The sequence below is a fragment of the Domibacillus epiphyticus genome (assembly GCF_001975785.1).
GTDB lineage: Bacteria > Bacillota > Bacilli > Bacillales > Domibacillaceae > Domibacillus > Domibacillus epiphyticus.
In genome coordinates this window covers 1-26664 of sequence record NZ_MSFI01000010.1, presented here as the reverse complement: position 1 = coordinate 26664, position 26664 = coordinate 1, and the positions used below count along the sequence as shown (strand labels likewise).

Genomic DNA, 26664 nt, shown 5'->3' with positions numbered 1-26664 from the left:
TTTTATTAGTGCATCATAGAAGGGGACATTACCAAATCCATCTTTCCTAACAGTTGGCAGTGTGTAATGAATGACGGAGCCGGAAAAAGCTTTGTTTTTTAGTATGGGGCGGTTGCATATCCCTTTTGCCCGGGATCAGTTGGATGTATAAACGGACTGCCTGTAGTCTTCCATGGGGTGGGGTTCTAAATGCAGGTTTGACCGAAAATCAGCATGCACTTACAGTAAAAACGTCTGTAATTCAAGAAACCTTTCTCCTGGATTAGTGGTGAAAGTTCGAAAAAACAAAAAAGAATCATATGGCTTTAAATTTAAGCAAATTCGATCATTTAAACCGAGATGTTAGTTACGCAGCGCATCTTCATGGAAGATTGAAGAACAGTAGGACCCAATGAAAAGCAATTTCTTAAAGTTAAGAAGGGACTGATTGTGAAAAGCAGGCCGTGCTTCTTATTACTATTCAATTGTTATTAATAAACGTTTTCTCTTTATCTTATCGCTTGGGGAAGCAAGAAAGGAATTAGCATCATGAAAAAAGGCATTTTACTATTGGTCACAGCCACTCTCCTGTGGGCAGGCAACTACATATGCGGACGTTACTTAGGCTCTGCTTTACCTGCCACGTTATTGAACACGGTACGCTGGGCTGTTTCAACCCTTATCCTTTGGGGATTACTGGTTCTAAGCAAGAAGCAGCTTCCTATTATCAAATGGTGGAAAGAATTTTTAGTGCTAGGGTTTCTCGGTATCTTCGCCTTTTCTACTCTAAATTATATAGGATTAAAATCTATCAGTGCCTCTCAGGCAGGCATGATCTCAGCAGGCATTCCCATTACCATCTTAATCTTTACTCCAATGTTCCTTAAAGAGAAGGTTAAACCAAAAGCGTGGATTGGCGCAGTTATATCAATATTTGGTGTTATCCTGCTCGTCCAAGGTAAACAGGGTGTTTCTTCTGAAGGGTCTATGATAGGAGAAGCTGCCATTCTTTTATCTTGTGTGGCTTGGGGCATGTATACGGTTCTTGGGAAAAAATACGGCAAACAGATAGATCCGCTGACCATGACAGCCGGAGCCGCTTTTTACGGCACACTTCTTAGTTTAGTTAGCTGTATTGGAACGGTTGACCTAGGCTCTATTAATATGACGCCAAATGCATGGATTTGTATCGTCTATGTTAGTACATTTGCGTCCGTAGTGGCGTATTTTGCATGGAATGCCGGTGTGAAAATCGTCGGAGCGGGACGTGCAGCCCCTTATATTAACCTCCTTCCCGTTTGGACCGTTTTATTAGGGGTTCTAATATTGCAAGAACAAATATCGGGGCTGACCTTGGTTGGTGGATTGGTCACCATTTTGGGGGCGGTGTTAGCCAGCTTGTGAAGGCATATTGCAAAAAAGTATTTTACATACATTCATTCTAGGTCAGTTTAAAAAAATTGGTTGGTATGCAATAGTTTATGATTGTTCAACTGTAAGGTGCTTGAGAGAAGAACGATTTTAAATATGATCAAACTTTTATGAGGAATCTGTGTAAATATTGAAAAAAGGACTTCCATAAGTTCGTTATTTGTTAGTTTGTTTATTTGGCTTATTGAAGCACACTATTTAGTAGAGGAAGGCTATGTAAAAATTTTAATCTAAGTGGGTTTATATAATAACATGATGATTATATGGAGGAGGGGCAGGCAATCCATAGCGACATCACGTGAAAAAATTTGAATTGTTAGTGTTTTTTCTTAACATTCATAGTAAAATTAACTCAAATAATTAAGGGCAAACTAATCGAAAGATTAGGACGCAAAGCCACGGGTCTATGGCTTCTAGAGGCTAAGATAGCCGGGTTGCAGAAGTGGAAAGGAACACACCGCCTTGAGTGACAATAAAGACCGTTTTATCTTTATGAGAGAGCTCACTCGTTTACATGGCGAGTATGAGCGTTGCCATGATGTACGGACTAAAGAAGAGATAACCAAAGATCTTGCTCTTTTAAAAAAAGCTATTGAGTTAATGAGTCAATAGCAATACAACATAATGAAATTATGTTGTATTTAAAAGGCCTGCCAAAACAGGCGCCATCCCTTGGAACACAAGGAATGGCGTCTGTTTTGCTGTTCAGCCTTTCTTCTCTGATTGCTCAAATTACTATCTTTCCTTCTTGTGTTTCATTATTTCAATACCGGCAGCCCACACAGCAAGGCTGCGCCAGTTTCCGTGACAAGCTCCTCCTTTAAAGATGTTTCGTTCCCAAAAAATTAATACTACAATTGGCGTGAGTTGATAAAATGAAAAATCGAGCAAGAGACGGATTAAATCAAACGTAATTGGCTAAAAGAGCAAAAATTTAGCGTCAGACAGTTAGTGGGTTGGATGTGAAAGTATTTCCTAGTGGTAAACTCAACAACATTAAAAACCCATGTTTTACGTTTCCTATTGAAATAACCGGGGCGATGTTTGGTCACTTTCCGAAATTATTATTCTCACAAAACCAACGAATGAAAGTGGAAAATAATTTTTAAAATATTACATCTAATTTTAATTGTGGTATAATGATAAAATGTGAAAAAAAGAGATGCTGGCTGTTTACTTAATCATGCTTACAATCAAATAACAAATACGCTATGATTGTTAAGGGTTAAACTTTAGCAGGAGCAGTTTCTGGAGAGATCGCAAATCTTTGCGGCGCCGAAGGGTTCACAATCTCAGGCAAAAGGACAGGAGTATAAATTAAAGCACGTGTTTACGTATTCTGACAAGGATAATATAGCGCTATTTTTTATTCTGACGTCTATGAGATTGGAGTACTCCAATCTTTTTTTGTGTCTAAAAGGAATATCTAGCATGGGGGAATTAACGTGGAACAGCAAGAGTTAAAAAGAGATTTAAAAAATAGACACGTACAGTTAATCGCGATTGGCGGGACGATTGGTACTGGCTTATTTTTAGGTTCAGGTAAAGCGATAGAATTAGCAGGACCCTCTATCCTGCTGGCTTATTTAATCATAGGGATTGCGGTCTTTTTTGTCATGAGGGCGTTAGGAGAACTGCTTCTCTCAAATGCAGGTTATCAATCATTTACGGACTTTGCGGCTGAGTATATTGGGCCGTGGGCAGGTTTTGTGACTGGATGGACGTACTGGTTTTGCTGGATCATGGTAGCAATGGCTGATATTATAGCTGTCGGTTTATATGTGCAATACTGGTTCGATATCCCGCAATGGATACCGGCTTTAATCTGTTTAATCATTTTACTGGGTTTAAATTTACTGACTGTTAAGCTTTTTGGAGAGTTGGAGTTTTGGTTTGCATTAATTAAAGTAATTACGATTCTTGCTTTAATTATTGGGGGAACCATTTTGCTTGTCATTGGATTCCAAACAGATGCGGGAACTGTTTCGGTGAAAAATTTATGGGAACATGGCGGTTTATTTCCGAACGGGATAACGGGCTTCTTACTTTCATTTCAAATGGTTGTATTTGCCTATGTCGGTGTTGAATTAGTAGGGGTATCTGCAGCTGAAACAGCTAATCCCCAAAAAAACATCCCATCTGCAATAAATAAAATTCCTATGAGAATTCTATTTTTCTATGTGGGTGCTCTTTTCATCATCTTATGCATTAGTCCATGGACTCAATTACAAGCATCCAGCAGTCCGTTTGTTCAGGTATTTAGTTTAGTGGGTATCCCAATTGCGGCAGGAATCATCAATTTTGTTGTCCTAACATCCGCAGCTTCAGCCTGTAATAGCGGCCTGTTTTCAACGAGCAGAATTTTATATAATTTAAGCAGTCATAAACAGGGGCCAGCTAGACTTGCTAAATTAAATAAAAATCATGTACCTAGTGACGCCTTGCTTACATCAGGGGTTGTCGTTTCTATCGGGGCTCTTTTGAGTAAGCTTATACCGGAGCAAGCTTTTAGCATTGTGACGACCATTAGTGCGATTTGTTTTATTTGGGTTTGGGGTATTATCTTAATTTCTCATATACGATATTCCAAATTGCGCCCAGATTTACGAGAAAAGTCAACTTTTAAAGCGCCATTCACGCCATTTATTAATTATGCAGTACTAGCGCTATTTGTTTTTATTTTAATTATTATGTTATTCGCTGAAGCAACTCGTTTAGCGGTATTAATGACACCTTTATGGTTTGTGCTTCTAATCCTGTTCTATTTATTTAAAAGGAAAAATAGCAAATAATAATTTGTATATAGTCTCTATCTATTGCTTACTTTAAAAAGAAAATTTAAAACAGCTTCCTTAAATAAAGGTTAGCTTCAACGAGTGCAACATAAAGGAATGATATGCTCCCTTTTAAGTAGACAGTTGGAAGAAAGCAACGCTACTATCTACTGGGAATGGCCCCATATAGTGAGACAAATAAAAAACACCTTTAAGTTGAAAAAGGGTATGGAATACCTAAATACAACTTGGAGGTGTTTTTTCTATGGGGACATGAGTGATGTAGCCAGCAGAAGTGAAAATGAAGACAGTTGAAATGAGATTACCTGAGGGAAGTCAAAGAAAAAGGCATGATCACGAGCATGTCCCGTAAAGGAACGCCCGCTGTAATGCCCCATCGAATCGATTCATGCCTCGCTAAAGTCTAAAACGTTCTCCCTCGGCAATTTGAGAATCACTACGACAGCCATCGTAGTGCAAATTGTCGAGGCGTATTCAAACGTAATAAACAGCCTGTCGCCGGTACAATATTGGCAACAGGCTGTTTGAAAAGTGTTTTGATCCCTGTCTTAAAAGTGGGGTTCAGCCCAGTTTAACCAGTTTCTTTACCGATTTTACACTTCCAAATTTATTGAGGGGCCGAAGAATTCATAGTGGATATGGCTGTCTTGTACACCGAGCTCCTTCAATCCCTTCAGAATTGCCTTCAAAAATGGAACCGGACCACACACGTAGTAATCTGCATCTTGGGCGATGGCATTTTCTTTTAAGAAGTCTGCATCAATAAAGCCCTGTTTTTTAAAGTGGTTGTCCTGTTTATCCTGATCCAAAGGATTTTCATAGACAAATGAAAGGCTGTAATTCGTTAAACGTTCTTTTAAGGCTGTTAATTCCTGATTAAAGGCTTGCAGGCTTCCACTTCTTGATGCGTGTATAAAGTTCACCTGGCGGCTTGGTTCATTTTCTGCAATGCTGCCTACCATGCTCATAAATGGCGTGATGCCGACACCGCCGCTGATGAATACTGCGGGAGTAGCAACATCTCTTTTTAAGGTGAATTCCCCTGCTGGGGGGGTGATTTCAACAAAATCTCCCTTAGTGATATGGTCGTGAAGATAATTAGAAACCTTGCCAGCTGGCTTAGCTGATTCCGCTTCTCGTTTCACCGAAATACGGAAGTATTCCTTGTTCGGTACAGCAGACAAGCTATACTGACGATTCAATAAGTAAGTTTCTCCTGGGATCTGAAGGCGGACAGTAATATATTGCCCCGGTTCAAACGCAGGCACCAACGATTGGTCAGCAGGAGCCAAATAAAAGGAGGTGATCACATCGCTTTCCTTTACTGTATCGATTACTTTGAACTTCTTGAAATCGCTCCAGCCGCCGGCCTGTGAGGCTGCTTCTTCACATAGTTCTTTTTCAATATCAATGAATACTTGAGCGATGACTCCATATGCATCCGTCCATGCACCGATGATCTCTTCTGTTGCTGCATCGCCGAGAACCTCTTTTATTGCTCTAAGAAGATGCTCCCCGACAATCGGATAATGTTCTGGTTTTACACCAAGACTTCGGTGTTTTTGGGCAATTTGTTTTACGACAGGGATAATTGTTTCTAATTTATCAATATACATAGCTGCTGCCAAGACTGCATTGGCAAGAGCAGTTTGCTGGCGTCCCTGCTGCTGGTTTGCATGATTAAAAATATTCAGCAATTCGGGATAATCGTTAAATAAGTTTTTATAGAATACAGTGGTGATTTGAGTACCATGTACTTCTAATACAGGTACGGTGGCTTTAATGACATCGATTGTTTTTTGAGATAACATTGTTAAATACCTTCTTTTTTAATTAAAGTAGTATGTATAATACATCTTTATAATAAAATTTATCTTAAACAAAAGCAATATTATAAATACATCTTTAAATTCACTTAATAGAAGTTTTTGAAATCTGTCACATTTTACATGGCGGATAAAAATGGATTAACAAGGAGAAGAATATGCGTTTAACCAATTATTCAGATTACTCATTAAGAGTGCTGATATACCTTGCGGCCGAGGATCAAGATGAGCTGGTAAATATTAAGGATATTGCAGAAGCTTATGGTATTTCGAAAAATCATCTAATGAAAATTATTCATAATTTGGGCAAAATGGGGTATATAGAGACAATCCGAGGCAGAAAAGGCGGTATACGGCTGGCCAAACCACCATATGAGATCAACATAGGAGAAGTTATTCGGAAGACGGAAGAAGACTTTTATATTGTAGAATGTTTTAAACACGAAGATAATAAATGCCTGATTACGCCAGTGTGTTCATTGAAACACATCTTCAATAATGCTTTGGAACAATTTTTGCGAGTACTTGATCAATATACTCTTGACGATATAGTGAAGAATAATATTTTATTAAAGGATTATTTTTCATCGAAATGAAAGTATACAGGCAAATGCAACGAATTGAATATTTATGTTATATTTACTGTAACATAATGAAATGAAATGGAATGTTTTTCATTACTGCCAGAAAAAGAAAAAAAGCGTGGATCCGATCCGAGCAATGAAAGAAATGGGCCTAGAGGATCGTTAACGGGGCTGAACGAGCATGTGGTGGTACTGGGGAGATATTGGGACATACCCGATGCATAAAACGTTTGGGTACCGCTTTACCAGCAGACAATGGATGTGGCGATGTTGGAGTAGATATACGGCCATTCGGCTCCGTCGTCTGGTACTCTTCGGTATATTGGCAGCAATGATCAGATGGTAGATGAGGTATTGGAGCACTTTTCTCTGTGAAGCAAAAAAACAGCCAGTTCACCTTCGCCGGCTGTTTTTTTGCGATATTTATGTGCTGTATACTTAGATAAAAGTAAGTCTCAGGTTGCAGATCTTCACCATATGAATCGTCAATAACATCATAGGCAGCATCATTTAAATACCATTCTCGATGATCAGGATTGTCGTTCATGCCAAGTTATTGATTCCCTTTAGCTGCGCCTCATACTGTTTCTTTTTTTACTTATCGAGGAGTACATCCCATTATTAATAGATGTCATAATTCAGGGCAATCAAGAAAATAAACTGCGGTTATTGGAAAAGACATTAAAACTCCTCTTCTGGGGATTTCATGTTTTAAATCCGCCATTATATTCAAGCAAGAGTAATTATCTTTTTGGTATTTACGATGCATAAATTTCTACTTGCTAGAAAAAACAATCGCCATACCCTGAAAGGAAGGGATGGCGATTGTTTTTTTAGCTATTGATTGAGTATAAACTATAGCCAATTATGTGGCATGGTGATGCTTTTCATCAAATACGTGGTTATCAAGGTATTTATGGAAAAACCATTCACCGGCTGCAAGAATAAGAGCTGATAGAAAAGATGCCGTTAGCACATCTCCATCATTGATAAATAGTGCCTTTCCCATAAGCCATATAATCAAAAAGGCTAAAACAGCATCTGATACGGTGGCAATTGTGTTTCTCTTAACATGGTCTGCGCTTCGATCCTCATCATCGCCGGCACTCCGAAAAACAAGCAAATCGCCGAAAATGTAAGCGACAATCGTGAGAACGACACTGATCAGGAGCGTGTCTTGGAATTCCCCATCATAAATTCCAGTGAGGACAATCCCCAGTACGACTGCAATCATCACAAACTTAATGAAAAGTGCTTTTACATGATCCAAGGTGAGTTCCTCCTTTTGTTAGTTTCTATGATGTATACCCTCAAGAAAAAAATTAAACACTTACGGATAATAAGTTTTAAATAGTTTGCTAGATAAACTGTGAAACAACTTTATCAATAATCCGGAACCAGCCTTTTTTAAAAAATCTATTTGAACTTTCAATAGTTTGTTCGAAACCGTCCCACCCGCAGTCATCACGTAAAATTATTCCCAATCCGACAAAGAAGCTCACTTAATAGTTCTTTCGTCTGAATTCTATTACATCTTGTTTTATAGCAGATTAGCCGGGTAACAAAATACCGTAAGTGAAATCCAAATTTACTGAGGAGGAACTTTTAATGGCTACTAACAACAATGATAAAATGAGCCGTGAAGAAGCAGGCCGTAAAGGCGGAGAGGCTACAGCTAAAAATCATGATAAGGAATTTTTCCAAGAAATTGGACAAAAAGGCGGAGAAGCTCGGGCCAATCAGCGAGATGGCGGCGACTCCGATGATAATAACGGAAAAATGAGCCGTGAAGAAGCCGGTCGCAAGGGCGGAGAAAAAAGCCGGCGTTAAATAATCAAAGGTCTGAAAAAGGAATGCATCAAGCATTCCTTTTTCAGACCTTTATAAATGAAGGCAAACACTGTTAGAAAAGTAGAAAATAGTTTAACTAAATAAGAACGAACTGGAAAAACCAAAAAGGAGGATTTTTTATGTTTCGTCATCAAAAAGAATTGCAATTTGAAGTGAAAGTAGATCGTCCAGATCCTATGCTTGCCCGCCAAGTACAGGAAGTATTGGGTGGCCAGTTTGGAGAAATGACGGTAATGATGCAATATCTTTTCCAGGGTTTTAACTGTCGTGGAGAAGAAAAGTACAAAGATATGCTGATGGACATTGGAACCGAGGAAATCGGACATGTTGAAATGCTCTGTTCACTGATCAGCCAATTGCTGGATGGGGCTTCGCCAGAAGATCAGGCAGAAGCGGCAAAAGATCCAGCGACAGCAGCCATTATGGGTGGAATTAATCCACAGCACTTGCTAGTGAGCGGGCTTGGTGGACTTCCTACTAACTCAAATGGTGTACCTTGGAACGGCTCCTACATCGTAGCGAGCGGAAACTTATTAGCGGACATGCGATCAAACCTGCATGCTGAAAGCCAGGGACGCCTTCAAGTAGCCAGATTGTATCATATGACAAAAGATGAAGGAGTTCGGGCTGCATTCCGTAAAATGCTGGCACGCGATCGTTACCATCAGTATCAATGGATGGCAGCCATCGCAGAACTGGAAGAGAAAAATGGTGTTGTCGTTCCAGCTTCATTCCCACCAGAAGCAGAAATGGAATCTCAGCCGGAAGCATATGAATTCTGGAACTTATCAGAAGGAGAAGAATCCGGAGAAGGACTTTGGGCAACAGGAAGCGCACCGGATGGAACAGGTGATTTCGTATACGTCGCAAAACCGGTACCAAAAGGGCAGATCCCAAATCCGAAAATACCAGCGGCAGAATTACACCACGATTTGGATGGGAAAGCAACTGATAAATAAAAAAGAAAACCAACATGCATCAGGTACTGCACCAGCCAGCTGTTGTATTGGCGGCTGGTTGTTTGTTTCGCTAAATACAAATATGGTTATAGTAATGGAATGAATGTAGTTTTCGACAGTTTGCTCTATGATAGCCGTCGTTAACTCGTCTAGAGAATTTAGCAGCATGAAACGATTAGATGGAGGCATTATCAGCGGACGTTCCTTTACGGGACATGCTCATGATAATGCCTTTTTCTTTTGCTTCTGCTGACATACGATGTATAAATGGATTCATGGTCAATATGAAGGGAGAGGGGTATGCTTCAAACTACGGTTTATAGGCTCGATGATAAAGCGGTTATGGCGTTTCTCAAATCGTTGGCAAGTACTTTTTATAAACGAATCGTTTAACAAAAAGAGCCTGTTTTGATTAATTTTTTCAAAACAGGCTCTTTTTTTATTCGTTTTCAAGGATAATGGTATTACGATTATGCTTTAATTCTTGTTCTGGTTACTCAGACCAAGTATATTTTTTCCCCAGCTTTCTTTTGCTTACGATTCATTAAATCTCTTACAGCAAAATGAGCTAGAGAGGGCTCATAAAAAACACTATTTGTTTAAATGGCTGTGTTTTCTCGAATAGGATAGATACACGATTGCCCCTAATACAATCCAAATTACAAAAGAAATCCATGTAATCCCCGGCAAGCTTGTTGCTAGATATATGCATAAAAGTGCACTAACAGCCGGCAGTACAGGAACAAAAGGTACCCGGAAGGAAGCTTTTAAATCTGGTTGTTTTTTTCGCAAAACAATAACAGCAATCGAAATTAACGTGAAGGCAGCTAATGTTCCCATGTTAACAAGATGTGCAAGTGTTGTTAAATCAACAAATCCCGCAATTGCAGCTGCAATAAATCCTGTAATCCATGTGTTTTTAAACGGTGTCTTGAATTTCGGGTGCACATTTGCGAAAACTTTCGGCAATAAACCATCCCGGCTCATTGCGTATGTCAATCGAATTTGGGCATACAATAAAGCGAGCAACACAGTAGTGATCCCAACAATAGCACCCACCGAGATAATGCCTGCCAGACTGTCTTGTCCTACAAACTTAAGCGCAAACGAAACAGGATCTGCAACATTCAGCTGTGTGTATGGAACCATCCCTGTAAGTACAAGTGAAACGGCCACATATAAAACGGTGCAGATTGCCAAAGAAGCAACAATTCCAATTGGCATATTCCGTTGAGGACGCTTCACTTCCTCCGATGCATTCGCAATTACATCGAATCCAATGTAAGCAAAGAAAACAGTTGCGGCGCTAGTGATAACTCCTTCTATACCGAATGGCAAAAACGGTGTCCAGTTTTCAGGTTTTACATAGTTCATCCCTGCAAAAATAAATAATAAAACAATTCCGATTTTTAGGAAGACAATTATATTATTAAAACGTGTACTCTCTTTTACTCCTTTACTTACAAGAGCCGTGATTAATAAAATAATGATCATGGCAGGTAAGTTAACGATTCCATTTTGTCCACTTCCTGGAGCAGAAGAAAGTGCGGCAGGAATATGAAGCCCGAATCCAGATATTAACGATTGAAAATAACCTGACCAGCCTGCTGCAACAGCCGCAAGCGCAATAACATATTCAAGCATCAAGTCCCAGCCAATTAAAAAGGCTATAAATTCACCAAGGGTAGCATACGTATACGTGTATACGCTCCCTGATATCGGTATAGACGATGAAAATTCTGCATAACAAAAGGCTGCTAACGCACAAGCAATTCCTGCCACTATAAATGAAAGGCTAATCCCTGGACCTGCACTTTCAGCAGCGATCACTCCTGTAATAACAAAAATCCCTGTTCCAATTACACAGCCAACCCCAAGAAGTATTAAATCCATGAGATTTAAGGTGCGGTTAAGTTCTTTATTCTGGCCATGGGCTAGCAGGTCTGCCATAGATTTCTTTCTAAAAAATGCATACATCTTGTTTCCTCCAAATTTTTTAACTAGCTACAAGTACGTTATTATATTGTCGATTTTTGTCGAAGTCAATATGTTATTAGATTGTTCATTAATTTAGCCAGTGGTGTTTAAAACCTATAGAGACAATAGTTTCCTCTAAGTGAACAAATGATAAATAAAAAAGAAAACCAACATGCACGAATGAGTGTGTTGGTTTTCTTTTTCCCTATATTAATAATTAACTGTACTATTACGAATTCAAGGTTCACAATTATTCATTTAAAACGTATTAAATTCAATCGGAAAGCCAAAATTGCCAATAACCATTATCCATTGCAGCATCTATTCAGGCCTAGCTTCGTTCTTTTAGATAACCGTATACAATTTCACGCTGTTGAGCGTTTCTCGACACCCAAGCACCGAATTTGGAACTATTTCTTCGCCTAAGATTGGTAGATTATTTTACTTTAAAGACTCCACATATGAACGAACCATTTCTGGGGTAACTAATTTACGAGTTGGAATAAACCTTTGGTTAGCAAGAACATTGATTTGCATAGTGATTTGATTAATTTGGTCTGTTGTAAAATCCTTTCCAGATTTGCACAATTCTATAGCTTCTTGAATATAATCTTCCCGTTGCTGGTCTAAAAGGGAAAACTCATTAAAAAGTTCATTTTGTTTTTTTGCATGTAGTATAAGGGCTTTATGTACACTCATGTTCTTTCACTCCTATAATTTTTCTAATAGCTGCTTTTATAGCACTTCTATACATTTTAAACTATCAGTTTCACAGTTGATATATAAAAGTTTAACTTAATTTCCCGATGGAAGTTTTGCTTTCTCTTCTTCGTGCTTCTTGCCATTCTCAACATATTTAACCTTTTCATTTAGAATGTGCGTAATGAAAGCAATGGATACTGGAGCATATTATTTCAGCCGACTGCAGCCAGTTATCAAATACAGTTATACGTATGTACTTTTTCAACATCAGCTTTTAATTGATGATGAATAGGATCTTCGAATGGCTCATTAAGCATTTCTTCTTTAATAATCCCGTTGTTTTAATTTGTTTTACAGAAAATGATTCGTTTGACGGAGTTTATTGAAACAAACTAAACAATCACTTAATAACGCATTCCCCTATTTTACAATCTTTTAGTTTTGATTAATAATTCTAACAATTTTGATCGGTACAATGAAATTGTTCGACAAAACAGCTAATGAGGAGAGTGCGAGTCATGGTGAAAAAGAAACACATACTGCCTTTATCTTTGGCATTATGCATTGGAGGATCTACCTTTCCTTCTCCAATATCAAATGTTCAGGCGTCAGAACGATCAAATTCTCAATCTATGTTGGAGCCAATCGTGGATCATGTGAATGTGGTCGCCCACAGAGGCGCTTCAGCTTATGCGCCCGAGCATACAAAGGAAGCCTACGAAATGGCAATCCGAATGCAGGCAGATTTTGTTGAAATTGATTTACACATGACGAAGGATGGCCAATTAGTTGCAATTCATGATTCGTCCTTAAAACGTACAACAAACGTGGAAGAGGTTTTTCCCGATCGTGCTCCTTGGCTGGTTAAAGATTTTACACTGGCCGAAATAAAACGTCTGGATGCAGGGTCATGGTTCAGCGAAGCTAAAGGGAAACATTCAAAAAAGAAATACAGAGGCCAGAAAATTTTAACGCTGGACGAAGCAATACGGATCATTCAAAAGAAAAATAAGAAAACGGCCCTTTTTATTGAAACCAAATCTCCGAAAACGTATCCAGGAATGGAAGAAAAACTTGTTAAAATTTTAGAACGCACAGGCTATCTAAAAAAAGACAGGCTCATTCTGCAATCATTTAGTGAAGAGAGTTTGAGAAAGCTGCAGCCGATGATTCCAGAAGATGTTCCGCTTATTCAGCTTTATACCCCGAGTATGTTGAAGGGAAAAAACCTGGATGAAGCTTTAGCCGAAGCAGCGGAATATGCAGAGGGCATCGGTCCCGATAAGTCACTTGTTACCCCAATACTCATGCAGGAAGCGCATGAACGAATGCTAACTGTTCAGCCGTACACGGTAAATACAAAGGATGAAATGGTGGAACAGCTTTCCCTTGGCGTGGATGGCATTATCACAAATAATCCGGATCATGCGGTAGAACTTGAGAACCGGCCATACATATCCCATGGTGCTGCAAGCGGTGAAGTGACCGACACTTCAGCTGTTTTGTGGGCAAGATCAAACGAGCCATCCTTGTTGAAATTTGAAATATCACAGGATCCTCGGTTTAAGAAAAAACCGATCGTAAAAAAACTAAAAGCCGAAAAGGAAAATGACTCGACAGCCCAAGTAAAAGTGGATGGATTGACCCCTAATACGGTATATCATTACCGTGTAAAGGCACACAAAGGTTCTAATGAAGTGGCAGGTACCTTTAAGACAGCTCCAGATGGAAAGGCAGAAGAACCATTGACACTGGTTTGGGGAGGGGATACTGGTGGCCAGGGGAACATACCGCCATTTAAATCATTCTCCGCAATGGCCGATCTAAATCCTGATTTCTTCCTTTTCAGCGGTGATACGATTTATGCGGATAATCCAACACCTGCAGTGCCGGACGGTTCTTCTAAAACGATAGAAGATTTCCGGGCAAAATATAAAGAAAACCGTACGGACCCTCATTTAAGGAAACTATTACAGTCGACAAGCACGTATGCCATCTGGGATGATCATGAAGTCATCAACGATTTTTCTGGACCTTCTGAGCCGTTGACGTCAACTGGCCTTAAGGCTTTTACTGAATACTGGCCGCTGTTAAAAGAAAATAGCGATCCTTCTAAATTATTTCATAAATATTCATGGGGAAACACGCTTGATTTAATCGTATTAAATAATAGAGGATACCGGGATCCTAATACACAAGTGGATGGACCTGACAAAACGATGCTTGGAAAAGAGCAGCTTAACTGGCTGAAGCAAGAACTAATCCAATCCGATGCGAAAGTGAAACTGGTTGCTTCATCTGTTCCGATCTCAATTCCTACAGGCAAGGTCAACCACCGTGATGGCTGGGCTAACGCAGACCATATTGATCCAAATGATCCAACTGGATATGAAACGGAATTCAAGCAGATATCAGATTTTATCCTGCAAAATGAGATTAAAAATGTAAACTTTGTTACAACAGATGTTCATTATGCCGATATGATCCAGTATGATCCAGACCGTAACGGCTCAGTTGATTACAGAGAATTGGTAAGCGGACCGCTTGGTGCTGTTATGATTAACCCTCCCGAGCTAGATCCAACTTTCGGTCCGGAACGTTTATATGCAGAAGGGGGATTTTTCAACTTTGGTGTTCTGAAGGTGGATCCAAAGGAAGAACAGATGACAGTGGAAATTCGTGATGAGAATGGAAATGTGCATTATAAGGGGAACTTTCCGATTGAGAAATAAAGCTTTTAATAAGAATAGAACATCGTTAAGAAATAGATAAGCATGAGAAACAACACTTTGATTTTTGAAGGGGTTTCTCTTAACTGAATAAATAATAGGCTGGCTTTAGTCAGCCTATTATTTATTTCTGCAGCATTACGATTTGTTGTCATGGTGAAAAAGCCAAGCTGAAATCTCTGGAGAAAGTCAGGGAACGAAAATGTGTTATTTTGTGTGCTTAAACATTTCCCCGTCAACCACTTCTTTTAAAATTTCATAAGAACGTTTTTGCTTATCATGATCAAAAATATAGGATACGGCCATGATTTCGTCTACGTTATACTTTTCTTGAAAACTCGTCAGCTGTTCTTGTATTGAATTTTTACTTCCCAACATCGTTACACTGGTCATTGATGCAGCCATTTCTTTCTCCGGCGGACTCCACATATGATCCATATTTTCAACGGGAGGACTTAACGGCGTTTGAGTGCCGCGTATCACATTCAAGAAAAATTGCTGCATTGTGGTCGATTCAAATTTGGCCTCTTCATCACTTTCCGCTGCGATCACATTCAGGCAGACGATCATATATGGAGAGTCTAGGTACTGAGATGGCTTGAATCGATTTCGGTAAATAGAAATTGCCTCTTCCATGTATCTTGGTGCAAAGTGAGCGGCAAATACATAAGGCAAACCTAATTCAGCTGCTAAAAAAGCTGAATCCGTCGAAGAACCGAGGATATAAATCGGAATATTTGTGCCGACACCTGGGTAGGCTTTGACGGAACTTTGCAGCTCTTCGGGTCCAAAATACGTAAGCAGTGAATGAACATCGTCAGGGAATGTATAAACCGAATCATGCTGTGATCTTCTTAGTGCACTTGCGGTCTTCATATCTGTCCCCGGCGCTCGTCCTAGTCCCAAATCCAGGCGGCCTGGATAAATCGTGGCCATCGTTCCGAATTGTTCAGCTACGACCAAAGGAGAATGGTTTGGCAGCATGATTCCGCCAGATCCGACACGTATGTGTTCGGTGTGTTCCAAGGTATGTTTAATTAAAATGGATGTAGCTGAACTCACAAGTGTTGACGTATTGTGGTGCTCGGCAATCCAATATCGCGTATAGCCCATTTTCTCCGTCGCTTGCGCCAAATCGACCATATCATCAATGGCTTCTTTCGCTTCCTGACCTTTGCGAATAGGTGCTAAGTTTAAGACTGATACGGGTATTTGAATACTGGTCATTTAGATTTGTCCTTTCTTGACGAAGTGTCAAAAATTATCTTAACAGCGGGAACACTGAAAACATACTTAAATGCTTAGGTGGAACGGAAGACACAGTAATGCTAATATCGTAAGATTGACAGGAAGGCCGGCGACTAAAAATCTTAAGATTCGGCTTAATTAATGAAGCGAATACTTCATAAATGTTAAATGTTGCATCTGAAATAAATAAAAAGCGTCTATATCACAAGATAGGCGCTTTTGTTACATTTATTTTTCTTGTTCGAACTTCACTACATCATATCCGCACTTATTACAGACCATTAAATGAGGACAAATTTGATTTTTAGCTGTATCGGGATAGCCATCACCCATTTTTACAGTCTCTTCATCATTATAATGTCCGTAAGGGTCTAAAAAATCTGATACCTTACCTGAATCATCTAATCGAGAATTACATTCTGGACAATACATTTCTAATACGTTTAATGAGTTGCATAAAGGACACACTGCCATACGTATCACTCCTTTTAGCTTTCAAATTTAGTATCCATTTTTTTATCGATACTATGTAATATAAGTTAAAGAAACTGGATTAGGCTGATAACTAATGAAGGTGTCTGTGAATTATGGCGATTATTCCTGCTTAGGGTCAAATATTGTCAAGAATCCAAGCTAAATTCAAAAAGGCATAATATCTTTTCAGTATTTTCGAAAAAATTCGATTGACTTGAGAATGAATATCATTATAATTTAGATTAAAAGATACACAAATTTTAAGAACAGAGAGGTTATACACTATGATACATAGCAAGAAAAGCATTTTGTCTATCTTCATGGCAATGGCACTTATGTTTCTAGCTGCATGCGGCGGCGGAAACAATGCGTCAACTGGTACGGAAAGCAAAACAAACACGGAAGAAGAAACAAAAGAGGCAGGAGTTGTTAATTTATACACAAGCCGTCATTACGAAACTGATGATGCTTTATTTGCGAAGTTTACAGAGGAAACAGGCATTGAGGTAAACGTTGTCAAGGGCGAGGAAGATGAGTTAATGGAGCGCCTGACACGCGAGGGCGAAGCAACAGAAGCTGACCTGTTTTACACAGCAGATGCAGGGCGCCTTCATTGGGCAAAAGAAAAGCAGCTGCTTCAAAGTGTAGAAAGTGAGACTTTATCAAAAAATATTCCTGAAAACTATCGTGATGTCGATAATGAATGGTTTGGCATTACAAAACGCGCACGCGTCATCGTTTATGCAAAAGACCGTGTTAAGCCAGAAGATCTTTCAACGTATGAAGCATTGACAGAGCCACAATGGAAGGATAAAGTATTAATCCGTTCTTCTGATAATATCTACAATCAATCTCTTCTTGCTTCGTTTATTTCTCTTCATGGAGAAGACGAAGCAAAGAACTGGGCGCAGGGCATCGTGAATAACATGGCTCGCGATCCAGAAGGCGGTGACCGGGACCAGGCAAAAGCAGTCGTGGCTGGTGAAGGTGATGTGGCTGTTATGAACACATACTACTATGGCCAGCTGCTTAACTCTGAAGATCCAGAAGAAGTAAAAGTGGCAGAGCAGCTAGGTGTGTTCTTCCCCAACCAGGAAACAGACGGTACTCATGTTAATGTAAGTGGTGTGGGAGTAACTAAACATGCGAAGAACAAAGAAAATGCCATCAAGTTTATTGAATTCCTATCAAGTGAAGAAGCACAAGGCGAATTTTCGGAAGCCAACTATGAGTTCCCGGTTAACCCAGCTGTTGAGCCTTCTGAGCTTCTTGCTTCATGGGGCGAATTTAAAGCGCAGGATATTAACATGTCAGAGCTTGGCAAGTACAATGCTGACGCGCTAAAAATGATGAACGAAGTCGGCTGGAAATAATTTCACTAGCATTTTGGGAGGACAGGCTTTTCCAGCCTGTTCTCTTTTCTGCATAAACACCTTGCTGTGCTTTGTATAAAAGGGTGCGTATTCTGCTCGGAGGGATATCATGAAAGCAATTCACAAGGGGATTCGACTAGCTAAAATGAACTTGAATATCTGGGCGGTTATGAGTGTTATTTTCACGCTGCTGATTCTTCTCCCTGCTCTGTCGATCCTCATTCAAATTTTCTCAGAACCAAATGAAAACTGGCAGCATATAAAAGAGTTTCTTCTCAACCGCTACATTCAAAACACACTGGTCATCGTGGCTTTTACAGGCATTTTCTCCGTTTTGATCGGTCTCAGCCTTGCCTGGCTGGTAACGGCTTATCATTTTCCATTTCGCAGTTTCTTTAAATGGGGCCTGATTCTTCCACTGGCTATCCCGCCGTATATTGGGGCTTATACCTATCACGGGATTTTAAACTATACAGGAGTGATTCAGGCAACCCTCCGCAACGAGTTTAATGTAAAAGCAGATCCTGCGTATTTCGATATCATGAATATCCCGGGCGCAATCTTTATCTTTACGATTTTCTTATATCCGTATGTCTATATCGTGGCAAGAGCATTTCTTGAGAACCAGTCATCCTCGATCATCGAAAATGCTCGATTGCTTGGGAGCAGCTCTTTGGAACTGTTTTTCCGTGTGGTGCTTCCGATTTCCCGTACCGCCATTGTTGGGGGAGGAAGCTTGGTTATTCTAGAAGTGCTGAATGATTATGGTGTTGTATCTTATTTCGGTATTCAAGTTTTCACCACAGCCATTTTCCAGGCTTGGTTCGGGATGAGTGATGTTGCTTCTGCTGTGAAATTGGCGGGGATTCTCATGACGATTGTATTTGGGATTCTTCTCATGGAAAAGGTGCTCCGTGGGAGGAAAAAGTACAGCTACTCCAATGCAAAAGTACGCCCGCTTGAGCCAGCCCGTCTTTCCTCTCAAAAATCATGGAGCTTGTTTGCCTATGTGTTTCTTGTTTTTTGTGCCGGGTTTCTTATTCCGTTCATCCAGCTGTTTGACTGGATGCTATTAACATTCGAAAAAGTAGTGAGCGCAGACTTTTTAATGCTCATTTTTAATTCGGTATATGTATCTTTTATTGCGGCCTTCTTCATTATCGTCCTTTCACTGATCATTGGGAATTTCACCAGGCTGTCGGATGGGGCAGTTCCAAAAGCGATCTCCAGAATTACAGTGCTTGGGTATTCTATTCCGGGGGCGGTTATCGCCATTGGTGTCTTGACGATGTTTTTGGCAATTGACCGCCTGATGCAGTCTTTTTATGAGGACATCGGCCTTCCTGTGCCGATTATCCTTAGCCTAAGCATCGTTATGCTGATCTTTGCTTATATTACCCGTTTTCTGGCTGTCGGCTACAACACGATTGATTCCGGCTTTGATAAAATTGGCCGCAGTTTTACCGAAGCCTCCCGAATGCTGGGCAAGCCATTGACCAGGACTTTTTTCAGCGTGGATTTGCCGATGATTAAAGGAGCTGTATTTGGCGGGTTTACGCTCGTCTTTATCGAAGTAATGAAAGAACTGCCGCTGACGTTGATTCTCCAGCCTTTTAACTTTTATACGCTCGCTACAAAGGCATTTCAATATGCCAATGATGAAGCAGTTCATGAAGCGGCCCTCGCTTCGATCCTCATTATTTTAATCAGCGGAGCATCGATCTATATATTTCACAGAGTGCTTGAAAAGGAGACGAGATAATGTACGTAGAAATAAAGGATCTATCATTTTCTTATAAGAAGGCGAAAGAGAAAACGATTGCGAACGTGTCGATCCAAATTGAAAAAGGCGAAATCATCAGCATATTAGGGAAAAGCGGCAGCGGAAAAAGCACCCTTCTCCGTTTAATTGCGGGACTTGAAGTGTCCGAGAGTGGAAGTATTGTCATCAACGGGCAAACGATGTCGGATGAGCGGAAGTTTGTCCAGCCAGAAAAGCGGGGCATTGGGATGGTATTTCAAGACTATGCGCTTTTTCCTCATATGACTGTTGAGGCGAATATCAGGTTTGGATTGAGAAAGATGAAACGAATGAAAAAAGAAGAAAGGGTCCAAGAGGTGATGGCGCTTGTTGGACTTCAGGGGTTTGAAAAGCGGTATCCTTATGAATTAAGTGGCGGCCAGCAGCAGCGTGTTGCTCTCGCACGTGCCATGGCACCCAACCCATCCCTTATTATGTTTGATGAACCTTTCAGCAACCTGGATGCCGATTTGCAGGTAAAGATCCGTGATGAGCTGCGCAGTATATTAAAAAAAGAGGAGATAACATCTATTTTCGTTACACATGACCAGGCAGATGCCCGGGTGCTCGCCGACCGGGTGATTATAATGGAAGGAGGCCGGGTTTTGGAAACAGGAACGCCGGAACTTCTCTCATTCCCTGTTAACGAAAAAACTTCTTTAATTGACCTGCAACCTACTTAAAAAGGAAAGCAGCATAATTAGGAGAGGAGCTAAGCGGCTGCAATTGCAGCTGCTCCTGCTTGCTTGGTATTCGAAGGATTATATGTTAGTAATGGAGTATGATTCAGATTGTAAATCTTCTATCAGCTACTGATAAACAACGAAAAGAAGAGGAAACTCAAAACGAGAGTTATCTCTTCTTTTATGCGTATAAAAGGAAGTTTTGTATATTCCCGTGGTTTCATGTTGATTAGAAGACAAAAAAAAGCCTAAAGGCTTACGCGACTTCTTCTTTCTTGTTAGAATCTTCAATTACGGCCTTTGCTTGTTCTAGAGATAGCCCTTGTTCCTTTTGCAGCCAGCCTTGGAGGTCAAGATGAAGTACTTCAAACTGATCCATTTTGCCTGGTCTGTTTTGTACGCTTATGCTGAGTAGGTATTCTTTATGCAACTCCAAACAGCTCTTTGTTGAGTTCATGTAAAAACCTCCCTTCCCAATTTACTACCCGATTTGATAGCGATTAAACAAAAAAAGAGGAATGATCTTCTTCATTCATTTACTTTCCTTCTAAACACAGTTATGATTTCCTTGAAATTCTGTCTTTTTTATAAAGGAGAAAGCTATAAATTTTTACCAAAAACAAATAATAATTATTGAATGAGTAAATGGAGGTATCAAAATGAAGAAATATCAATTCCCTACCGATTTTTTATGGGGAGGAGCAACAGCTGCTAATCAAATCGAAGGTGGATTTTATGAAGGGAATAAAGGGTTAAATATTGCTGATGTTCTTCCAGGTGGAAAAGAACGATATGATATATTATTGAACCCAGGTTTTGATTTTGAAATCCATCAAGATCAATATTATCCAAACCATGAAGCGATTGACTTTTATCATCGATATAAAGAAGATATCGCCCTGTTTGCGGAAATGGGCTTTAAGGCCTTCCGTATGTCGATTGCGTGGACACGAATTTTTCCAAATGGCGATGAGTTAGAGGCAAACGAGGAAGGGCTAGCCTTCTATGATCGTGTATTTGATGAATTGCATAAACACGGAATTGAACCAGTCGTCACGATTTCCCACTATGAAATGCCTCTCCATTTAGTAAAAGAATATGGCGGGTGGAGGAACCGTCAAGTGGTGACGTTCTTTGAACGGTATGTAAGAGAAATATTCAACCGTTATAAAGATAAAGTAAAGTACTGGATGACATTTAACGAAATTAATAGCAGCTTGCTCATGCCGATTCAAGGTCTTGGTTTTTCTATTCAAAAAGAAGAGGATAAATACCAGCCAACCTTCCAGGCATACCATCATCAATTTGTGGCCAGCGCCATTGCGGTAAAAGCATGCCATGAGATCATTCCTGATTCCAAAATTGGCTGTATGATTCTCTTTGCACCTGTTTATTCCTTTGACAGCAATCCGGAAAATGTTAATTATGCTCTTCAGGAAGAGCGCCTTTTCAATTACTTTTGTGGAGATGTGCAAGTAAGGGGTGAGTATCCAGCCTTCATTAAGCGGTACTTTAAAGAACATAATATCCAATTAGATATTCAAGATGGCGATTTAGAAGTACTGAAAGAAGGCACTGTGGATTATATCGGCTTTAGTTATTACATGTCCCGCACCGATAAGTTAGGGAAGGCGGAGGGAGAATCTTCTCAAGGCAATATTATTGGCGGCATAAAAAATCCATTTTTAAAAGCAAGTGATTGGGGATGGGAAATTGATCCGATAGGGCTGCGTATTAGCTTAAACAAATTATATGACCGCTACGAGAAGCCGCTTTTTGTGGTCGAAAATGGGTTGGGAGCCTATGACAAAGTAGAAGAGGACGGTTCCATCAATGATGACTATCGAATTGACTATCTTCGCGAACACATTAAAGCTATGGGTGAAGCCATAGAAGATGGAGTGGAACTAATAGGCTATACAAGCTGGGGCTGTATTGATATGGTTAGTATGTCGACAGGCGAGTTTTCTAAACGTTATGGTTACATTTATGTTGATAAACACGACGACGGCAGTGGAACATTAGCTCGGAAAAAGAAAAAATCCTTTTTCTGGTATAAAGACGTCATTGCAGCAAATGGGGGAAAGTTATAAAGTCGATGCGATTATTGAGGGATGCGAGGGCAGCCCTTTTTCGTTTAGAAGCAATGCTTTGGATATTCATTCTCACTTATGCAACCTCTCTTAAAACAAGAGAGGTTTTTGCTCTTTCTGCTTCAATCACTAGCAGAGCTAAATTGTCAGCAAATATAATTTTCTTACACAGAAATTGAGTAGTCTTAAGGGTTCTTAAAGAAAGCAAAAGCATCTGATTTTTAATAATACACTATGTGCAAAATTCACCAACTAAAACTTCATAATAAGCAGCTAAGCACGAAGAACAAAAAACATACGAGTAATATAATAAGACATTCTGAAAAAAAGTGATAAAGGAGAATTTAGTTTGAATGGAATTGGACGTACCACCAGTATTATTCGTTACTCCGTTAAGTCTTTTTAGGGTGAAAGTATTATAAAAACAAGAGTTAAGGTCTATTGGCTGTATGGTGATAGAAGGTCAAGCGTTTATAGATGAGTAAGCGTTATTACATATAAAATTATAGGTTTGTTAATGACAGCAAACCAAGGGCAGAAAAGTATTGATTTGGTCGAGCGGCACTACCTTAACAACGTTGAGAATACAACTAATAAAAAAAGTGCAAGCTACGTTCAATCATGGACTCGTCCTTTAAAAAGATTTAAAAGGGATAGCGCGCAAAAAGCTGCCAGTCAATTTAAATGTAGAGATCGTCTAGGCGATAGTGGAATAATGGATGTAATTTGTTAAAATGGGTTTATTGACCATAAAACAATGGAGGTTTTTATGAAGAATACCGATAAAAAACATACTAATCGAGAGATGACAGTTATTTTTGCATTTTGTGGTGCTGGTATGGGTGCTTTTTTAGGATTGATGACATATGTGAAAGATTGGTTATAGGATTAAAAAGCTGCAGAATGCGTTCTGTGGCTTTTTTGGGGGTTTTAGATTCTTGGCCTGTAAAACAGGAGGATGTTGTAAGGTGATGCTAATTGTTGTAAAATCATCTTAAAATTATGTGAATTTTATCATTTTTTGAAATAAATATTGACTGCTTTAGATGAAACATGATATAAAAATAACAAGACATTTTAGTGCATAAAAGCATAAAAGCATAAAAGCGTAAAAGGAAAATAATTGGTTAAAAATAACATTGCTAAAAAGCAGGATAAACAGGGGGAAGTTACGACTATGGAACAACACAGCAAAATATTAGACTGTACCATCCGTGATGGAGGTTTGGTTAACAATTGGGATTTCAGCATCGAATTTGTTCAAGACTTGTATAATGGTCTAAGTGAAGCTGGGGTTGAATACATGGAGATTGGCTACAAGAATTCAGCAAGGCTTCTTAATGCAACTGAGCCGAATCCATGGAGATTTCTCGACGATAACTTCCTGAAAGAAATTATCCCTGAGAAAAAGTTCACGAAGCTTTCTGCTCTTGTAGATATTGGCCGTGTAGATCCGAATGACATTTTGCCTCGTGAGGAAAGCCTGTTAGATATGATTCGGGTGGCGTGCTATATCCGCGAGGTGGATAAAGGCTTAGAGCTTGTACAAATGTTTCATGATTTGGGTTATGAGACATCACTTAACATTATGGCTTTATCTAGTGTGCCTGAACATCAGCTGATTGAAGCGTTTGAAATGGTAAAGAAAAGCCCAGTAGATGTTGTATATATCGTCGACTCCTTTGGAAGTTTAGATCCTAATGATATTGAGCATCAAGTGAAAAAATTCAAATCGATGATCCCTAACAAGCAGCTAGGCATCCATACGCATAATAACATGCAGTTAGCATTCGCCAATACTTTAACTGCGATGAAAAATGGCGTTGCGTTCCTTGATTCGTCTGTTTTTGGAATGGGCCGTGCGGCTGGCAACTGCAACACGGAGCTTCTCGTTAGCTACATACAAAAGCCGAGTTACGAGATTAAGCCGGTTCTTGGCGTAATCGAAAAGCACATGGTTGAAATGCGAGAAAAGTGGGAGTGGGGCTATATCATTCCTTACATGATCTCTGGTGCGCTTAATGAGCATCCACGTGTTGCGATGGCATACCGTAATAGCGATGATCGTGACAAATTCGTCAATTTTTATGATAAGGTAACATCACCTGAAGCCTCGGTGGCTCCGGCGTCGAAATAAGTTTAAATGATCAAGGTACCTCTATTTTTAGGGGTACCTTTTTTGTATTCACCCGCAGCTCACTGTCTAATTTTACTATAGAAATTTAGAATCTTGATGTTGACAATCCTGTATATACAGGATAAAATGAAAACGTAAACATCGCTTGTATATACATGATAGGTAAAGTTGTAAGCGCACACAGATCCTGCACATATAAAGCTATGATTATATTAGAAAAAAATGAGTGAATTGGATTCAGTCCAATTTAACAGGAGGTTTAAAAATGAGTAAATATACAGATCCAGCTAAGGATTTGCTGGAGCGCATTGGGGGAAAAGAAAACGTTGCCACGGTTACGCATTGTGCTACAAGAATGCGTTTTGTTCTTAACGATCCAAAAAAAGCAAATGTTGAAGAAATAGAAGCGATGAAGCTTGTGAAGGGAACATTTACACAAGTCGGCCAATTCCAGGTTATCATTGGAAATGAAGTTTCTTCATTCTATAACGAGTTTGTTAAATACGCAGATTTAGATAGCTCTTCAAAAGAAGAAGCAAATGTTGCAGCCAAGCAAAATATGAACTTTCTTCAGCGAATGATCGCTCATCTTGCGGATATCTTTACACCATTAATTCCAGCACTCGTTGTCGGAGGTCTTATTCTAGGTTTCCGAAATGTAATCGGTGACATTAAAATGCTGGAAGACGGAACAAAGTCACTTATTGAAGTTTCACAATTTTGGGCTGGTGTACATTCGTTCTTATGGTTGATTGGTGAAGCGGTATTCCACTTCCTGCCGGTTGGTATTACATGGGCCATTACAAAGAAAATGGGAACCTCACAAATTCTCGGTATCGTTCTTGGTATTACTCTTGTATCCCCTCAGCTTCTTAATGCCTATGGAGTAGCAGGAGCAGAAGAAATTCCTGTATGGGATTTTGGATTCGCGCAGATTGAAATGATTGGTTACCAGGCACAAGTTATCCCAGCTATTCTCGCTGGTCTTGTATTAGCTTTCTTGGAACGTAAATTACGTGATATCGTTCCAAATGCAATTTCTATGATTGTCGTACCGTTTTTCGCATTAATTCCGGCTGTTCTCATTGCACACACAGTTTTAGGTCCTATCGGCTGGAACATCGGCTCATTTGTTTCTAATGTTGTGTATTCAGGTTTAACTTCATCATTTGGCTGGTTATTTGCGGCAATTTTTGGTTTTGCCTATGCTCCACTCGTCATCACTGGACTGCATCATATGACGAATGCAATCGATCTTCAGCTTATGAGTGAACTTGGTGGAACAAACTTGTGGCCAATGATTGCTTTATCAAATATTGCTCAAGGTTCTGCTGTTTTAGCAATGATCTACATCAATAGAAAAAATGAAGAAGAAAAACAAGTATCTATTCCTGCGGCTGTCTCATGTTATTTAGGAGTGACAGAACCGGCCATTTTCGGTATTAACCTAAAATACGGGTTCCCGTTCCTAGCAGCCATGATTGGATCTATGACGGCTGCAGTAATATCTGTTGGAAGCAATGTAATGGCTAATTCAATTGGTGTTGGGGGACTGCCAGGTATTCTTTCTATCCAGCCTCAACATATGGGCATGTTTGCGGTAGCGATGGCTGCAGCAATTGTGGTGCCTTTTATCTTAACAATTGTATTTGCAAAAACAGGAGTATCAAAAGTTACTTTCAATAAAAAGGCAGCATAAGGACTAGCACAGAAAAGGAGGGGGTTTTTACCCTTCTTTTTTATTTTTTCATTACTTATCTAGTAGACAGGCGGGAAGGTGATATGGGGTTTAAATTTATTTTTATTTTTGATTTATAAAAATCTATTGACATTAAAATATAAAGAATGTTATTATTTCAAAGTCGCTGAATTGAATTATTCCGCAGTAGCTCAGTGGTAGAGCAATCGGCTGTTAACCGATCGGTCGCAAGTTCGAGTCTTGCCTGCGGAGCCATTATTTGAGTTTTGTATACATATCTAACATGGCCCCTTGGTCAAGCGGTTAAGACACCGCCCTTTCAC

At 39.7% G+C, this 26664-nt stretch carries 19 protein-coding genes, 1 tRNA gene and 2 riboswitches; of the genes, 13 read left to right on the top strand and 7 right to left on the bottom strand.

Annotated elements, in window-relative coordinates; genetic code table 11:
• Positions 1-528: 528 nt before the first annotated feature.
• The gene (locus BTO28_RS07415) at positions 529-1383 is read left to right on the top strand and encodes a DMT family transporter (protein ID WP_076764908.1); all 855 of its coding nucleotides are present in this window, start codon (positions 529-531) and stop codon (positions 1381-1383) included.
• Between the two features lie 382 nt (positions 1384-1765).
• Positions 1766-1852: riboswitch (cyclic di-GMP riboswitch) on the top strand.
• 796 nt (positions 1853-2648) lie between these two features.
• Positions 2649-2728, top strand: a riboswitch (glycine riboswitch).
• A gap of 127 nt (positions 2729-2855) precedes the next feature.
• Positions 2856-4202, top strand: a complete 1347-nt coding sequence (locus tag BTO28_RS07410; protein WP_076764907.1) for an amino acid permease — start codon at positions 2856-2858, stop codon at positions 4200-4202.
• 596 nt (positions 4203-4798) lie between these two features.
• On the opposite strand, the gene hmpA is transcribed toward BTO28_RS07410, so the two are convergent.
• On the bottom strand, positions 4799-6016 hold the full coding sequence (gene hmpA, locus BTO28_RS07405; protein WP_076764906.1) for an NO-inducible flavohemoprotein: 1218 nt from the start codon (positions 6014-6016) through the stop codon (positions 4799-4801).
• Between the two features lie 173 nt (positions 6017-6189).
• Between hmpA and BTO28_RS07400 the strand changes: the two genes are divergently transcribed.
• On the top strand, positions 6190-6627 hold the full coding sequence (locus BTO28_RS07400; RefSeq protein WP_076764905.1) for an RrF2 family transcriptional regulator: 438 nt from the start codon (positions 6190-6192) through the stop codon (positions 6625-6627).
• An 853-nt stretch (positions 6628-7480) separates the two neighbouring features.
• Here BTO28_RS07400 and BTO28_RS07395 read toward each other — a convergent pair.
• On the bottom strand, positions 7481-7885 hold the full coding sequence (locus BTO28_RS07395; RefSeq protein ID WP_076764904.1) for a YndM family protein: 405 nt from the start codon (positions 7883-7885) through the stop codon (positions 7481-7483).
• A 338-nt stretch (positions 7886-8223) separates the two neighbouring features.
• Here BTO28_RS07395 and BTO28_RS07390 point away from each other — a divergent pair, with 338 nt between their 5' ends.
• Entirely contained in the window at positions 8224-8445 is a 222-nt protein-coding gene (locus tag BTO28_RS07390) for a KGG domain-containing protein (protein WP_076764903.1), read from the top strand.
• Positions 8446-8585: 140 nt separating this feature from the next.
• On the top strand, positions 8586-9425 hold the full coding sequence (locus BTO28_RS07385; protein ID WP_076764902.1) for a manganese catalase family protein: 840 nt from the start codon (positions 8586-8588) through the stop codon (positions 9423-9425).
• 591 nt (positions 9426-10016) lie between these two features.
• Here BTO28_RS07385 and BTO28_RS07380 read toward each other — a convergent pair.
• Positions 10017-11402 carry an amino acid permease gene (locus tag BTO28_RS07380; RefSeq protein WP_076764901.1) on the bottom strand — a complete coding sequence of 462 codons (1386 nt, stop codon included), beginning with the start codon at positions 11400-11402 and terminating at the stop codon, positions 10017-10019.
• Positions 11403-11843: 441 nt separating this feature from the next.
• Positions 11844-12101 (bottom strand): DUF2533 family protein, encoded by a 258-nt coding sequence (locus BTO28_RS07375; RefSeq protein ID WP_076764900.1) that lies wholly within the window; start codon positions 12099-12101, stop codon positions 11844-11846.
• 521 nt (positions 12102-12622) lie between these two features.
• Here BTO28_RS07375 and BTO28_RS07370 point away from each other — a divergent pair.
• On the top strand, positions 12623-14836 hold the full coding sequence (locus tag BTO28_RS07370) for an alkaline phosphatase D family protein (protein WP_233129840.1): 2214 nt from the start codon (positions 12623-12625) through the stop codon (positions 14834-14836).
• 204 nt (positions 14837-15040) lie between these two features.
• Here the strand turns inward: BTO28_RS07370 and BTO28_RS07365 are convergent, their stop codons facing one another.
• Positions 15041-16060 (bottom strand): LLM class flavin-dependent oxidoreductase, encoded by a 1020-nt coding sequence (locus BTO28_RS07365; RefSeq protein ID WP_076764899.1) that lies wholly within the window; start codon positions 16058-16060, stop codon positions 15041-15043.
• 249 nt (positions 16061-16309) lie between these two features.
• Entirely contained in the window at positions 16310-16555 is a 246-nt protein-coding gene (locus BTO28_RS07360; RefSeq protein ID WP_076764898.1) for a hypothetical protein, read from the bottom strand.
• 284 nt (positions 16556-16839) lie between these two features.
• Here BTO28_RS07360 and BTO28_RS07355 point away from each other — a divergent pair, with 284 nt between their 5' ends.
• From BTO28_RS07355 to BTO28_RS07345, 3 genes are all read left to right on the top strand, one after another.
• Positions 16840-17928, top strand: a complete 1089-nt coding sequence (locus tag BTO28_RS07355; protein ID WP_095532661.1) for a Fe(3+) ABC transporter substrate-binding protein — start codon at positions 16840-16842, stop codon at positions 17926-17928.
• 109 nt (positions 17929-18037) lie between these two features.
• Entirely contained in the window at positions 18038-19690 is a 1653-nt protein-coding gene (locus BTO28_RS07350; protein WP_233129839.1) for an ABC transporter permease, read from the top strand.
• Entirely contained in the window at positions 19690-20412 is a 723-nt protein-coding gene (locus BTO28_RS07345) for an ABC transporter ATP-binding protein (protein ID WP_076764897.1), read from the top strand. Before BTO28_RS07350 ends, BTO28_RS07345 begins: the two co-directional genes overlap by 1 nt.
• Before the next feature lie 256 nt (positions 20413-20668).
• On the opposite strand, the gene BTO28_RS07340 is transcribed toward BTO28_RS07345, so the two are convergent.
• Complete coding sequence (locus BTO28_RS07340) at positions 20669-20869, bottom strand: hypothetical protein (protein ID WP_076764896.1); 201 nt, start codon at positions 20867-20869, stop codon at positions 20669-20671.
• Positions 20870-21071: 202 nt separating this feature from the next.
• On the opposite strand from BTO28_RS07340, the gene BTO28_RS07335 reads away from it, so the two are divergent.
• The 4 genes from BTO28_RS07335 to BTO28_RS07320 all read left to right on the top strand — a co-directional run bounded on the left by BTO28_RS07335 (position 21072) and on the right by BTO28_RS07320 (position 26596).
• Positions 21072-22505 (top strand): glycoside hydrolase family 1 protein, encoded by a 1434-nt coding sequence (locus BTO28_RS07335; protein ID WP_076764895.1) that lies wholly within the window; start codon positions 21072-21074, stop codon positions 22503-22505.
• A 1177-nt stretch (positions 22506-23682) separates the two neighbouring features.
• Positions 23683-24642, top strand: coding sequence for an aldolase catalytic domain-containing protein (locus tag BTO28_RS07330; protein WP_076764894.1), 960 nt, complete (start codon positions 23683-23685; stop codon positions 24640-24642).
• A 265-nt stretch (positions 24643-24907) separates the two neighbouring features.
• Positions 24908-26341 (top strand): PTS system trehalose-specific EIIBC component, encoded by a 1434-nt coding sequence (gene treP, locus BTO28_RS07325; RefSeq protein ID WP_076764893.1) that lies wholly within the window; start codon positions 24908-24910, stop codon positions 26339-26341.
• Between the two features lie 180 nt (positions 26342-26521).
• Positions 26522-26596, top strand: a tRNA-Asn gene (locus BTO28_RS07320).
• Positions 26597-26664: the final 68 nt, after the last annotated feature.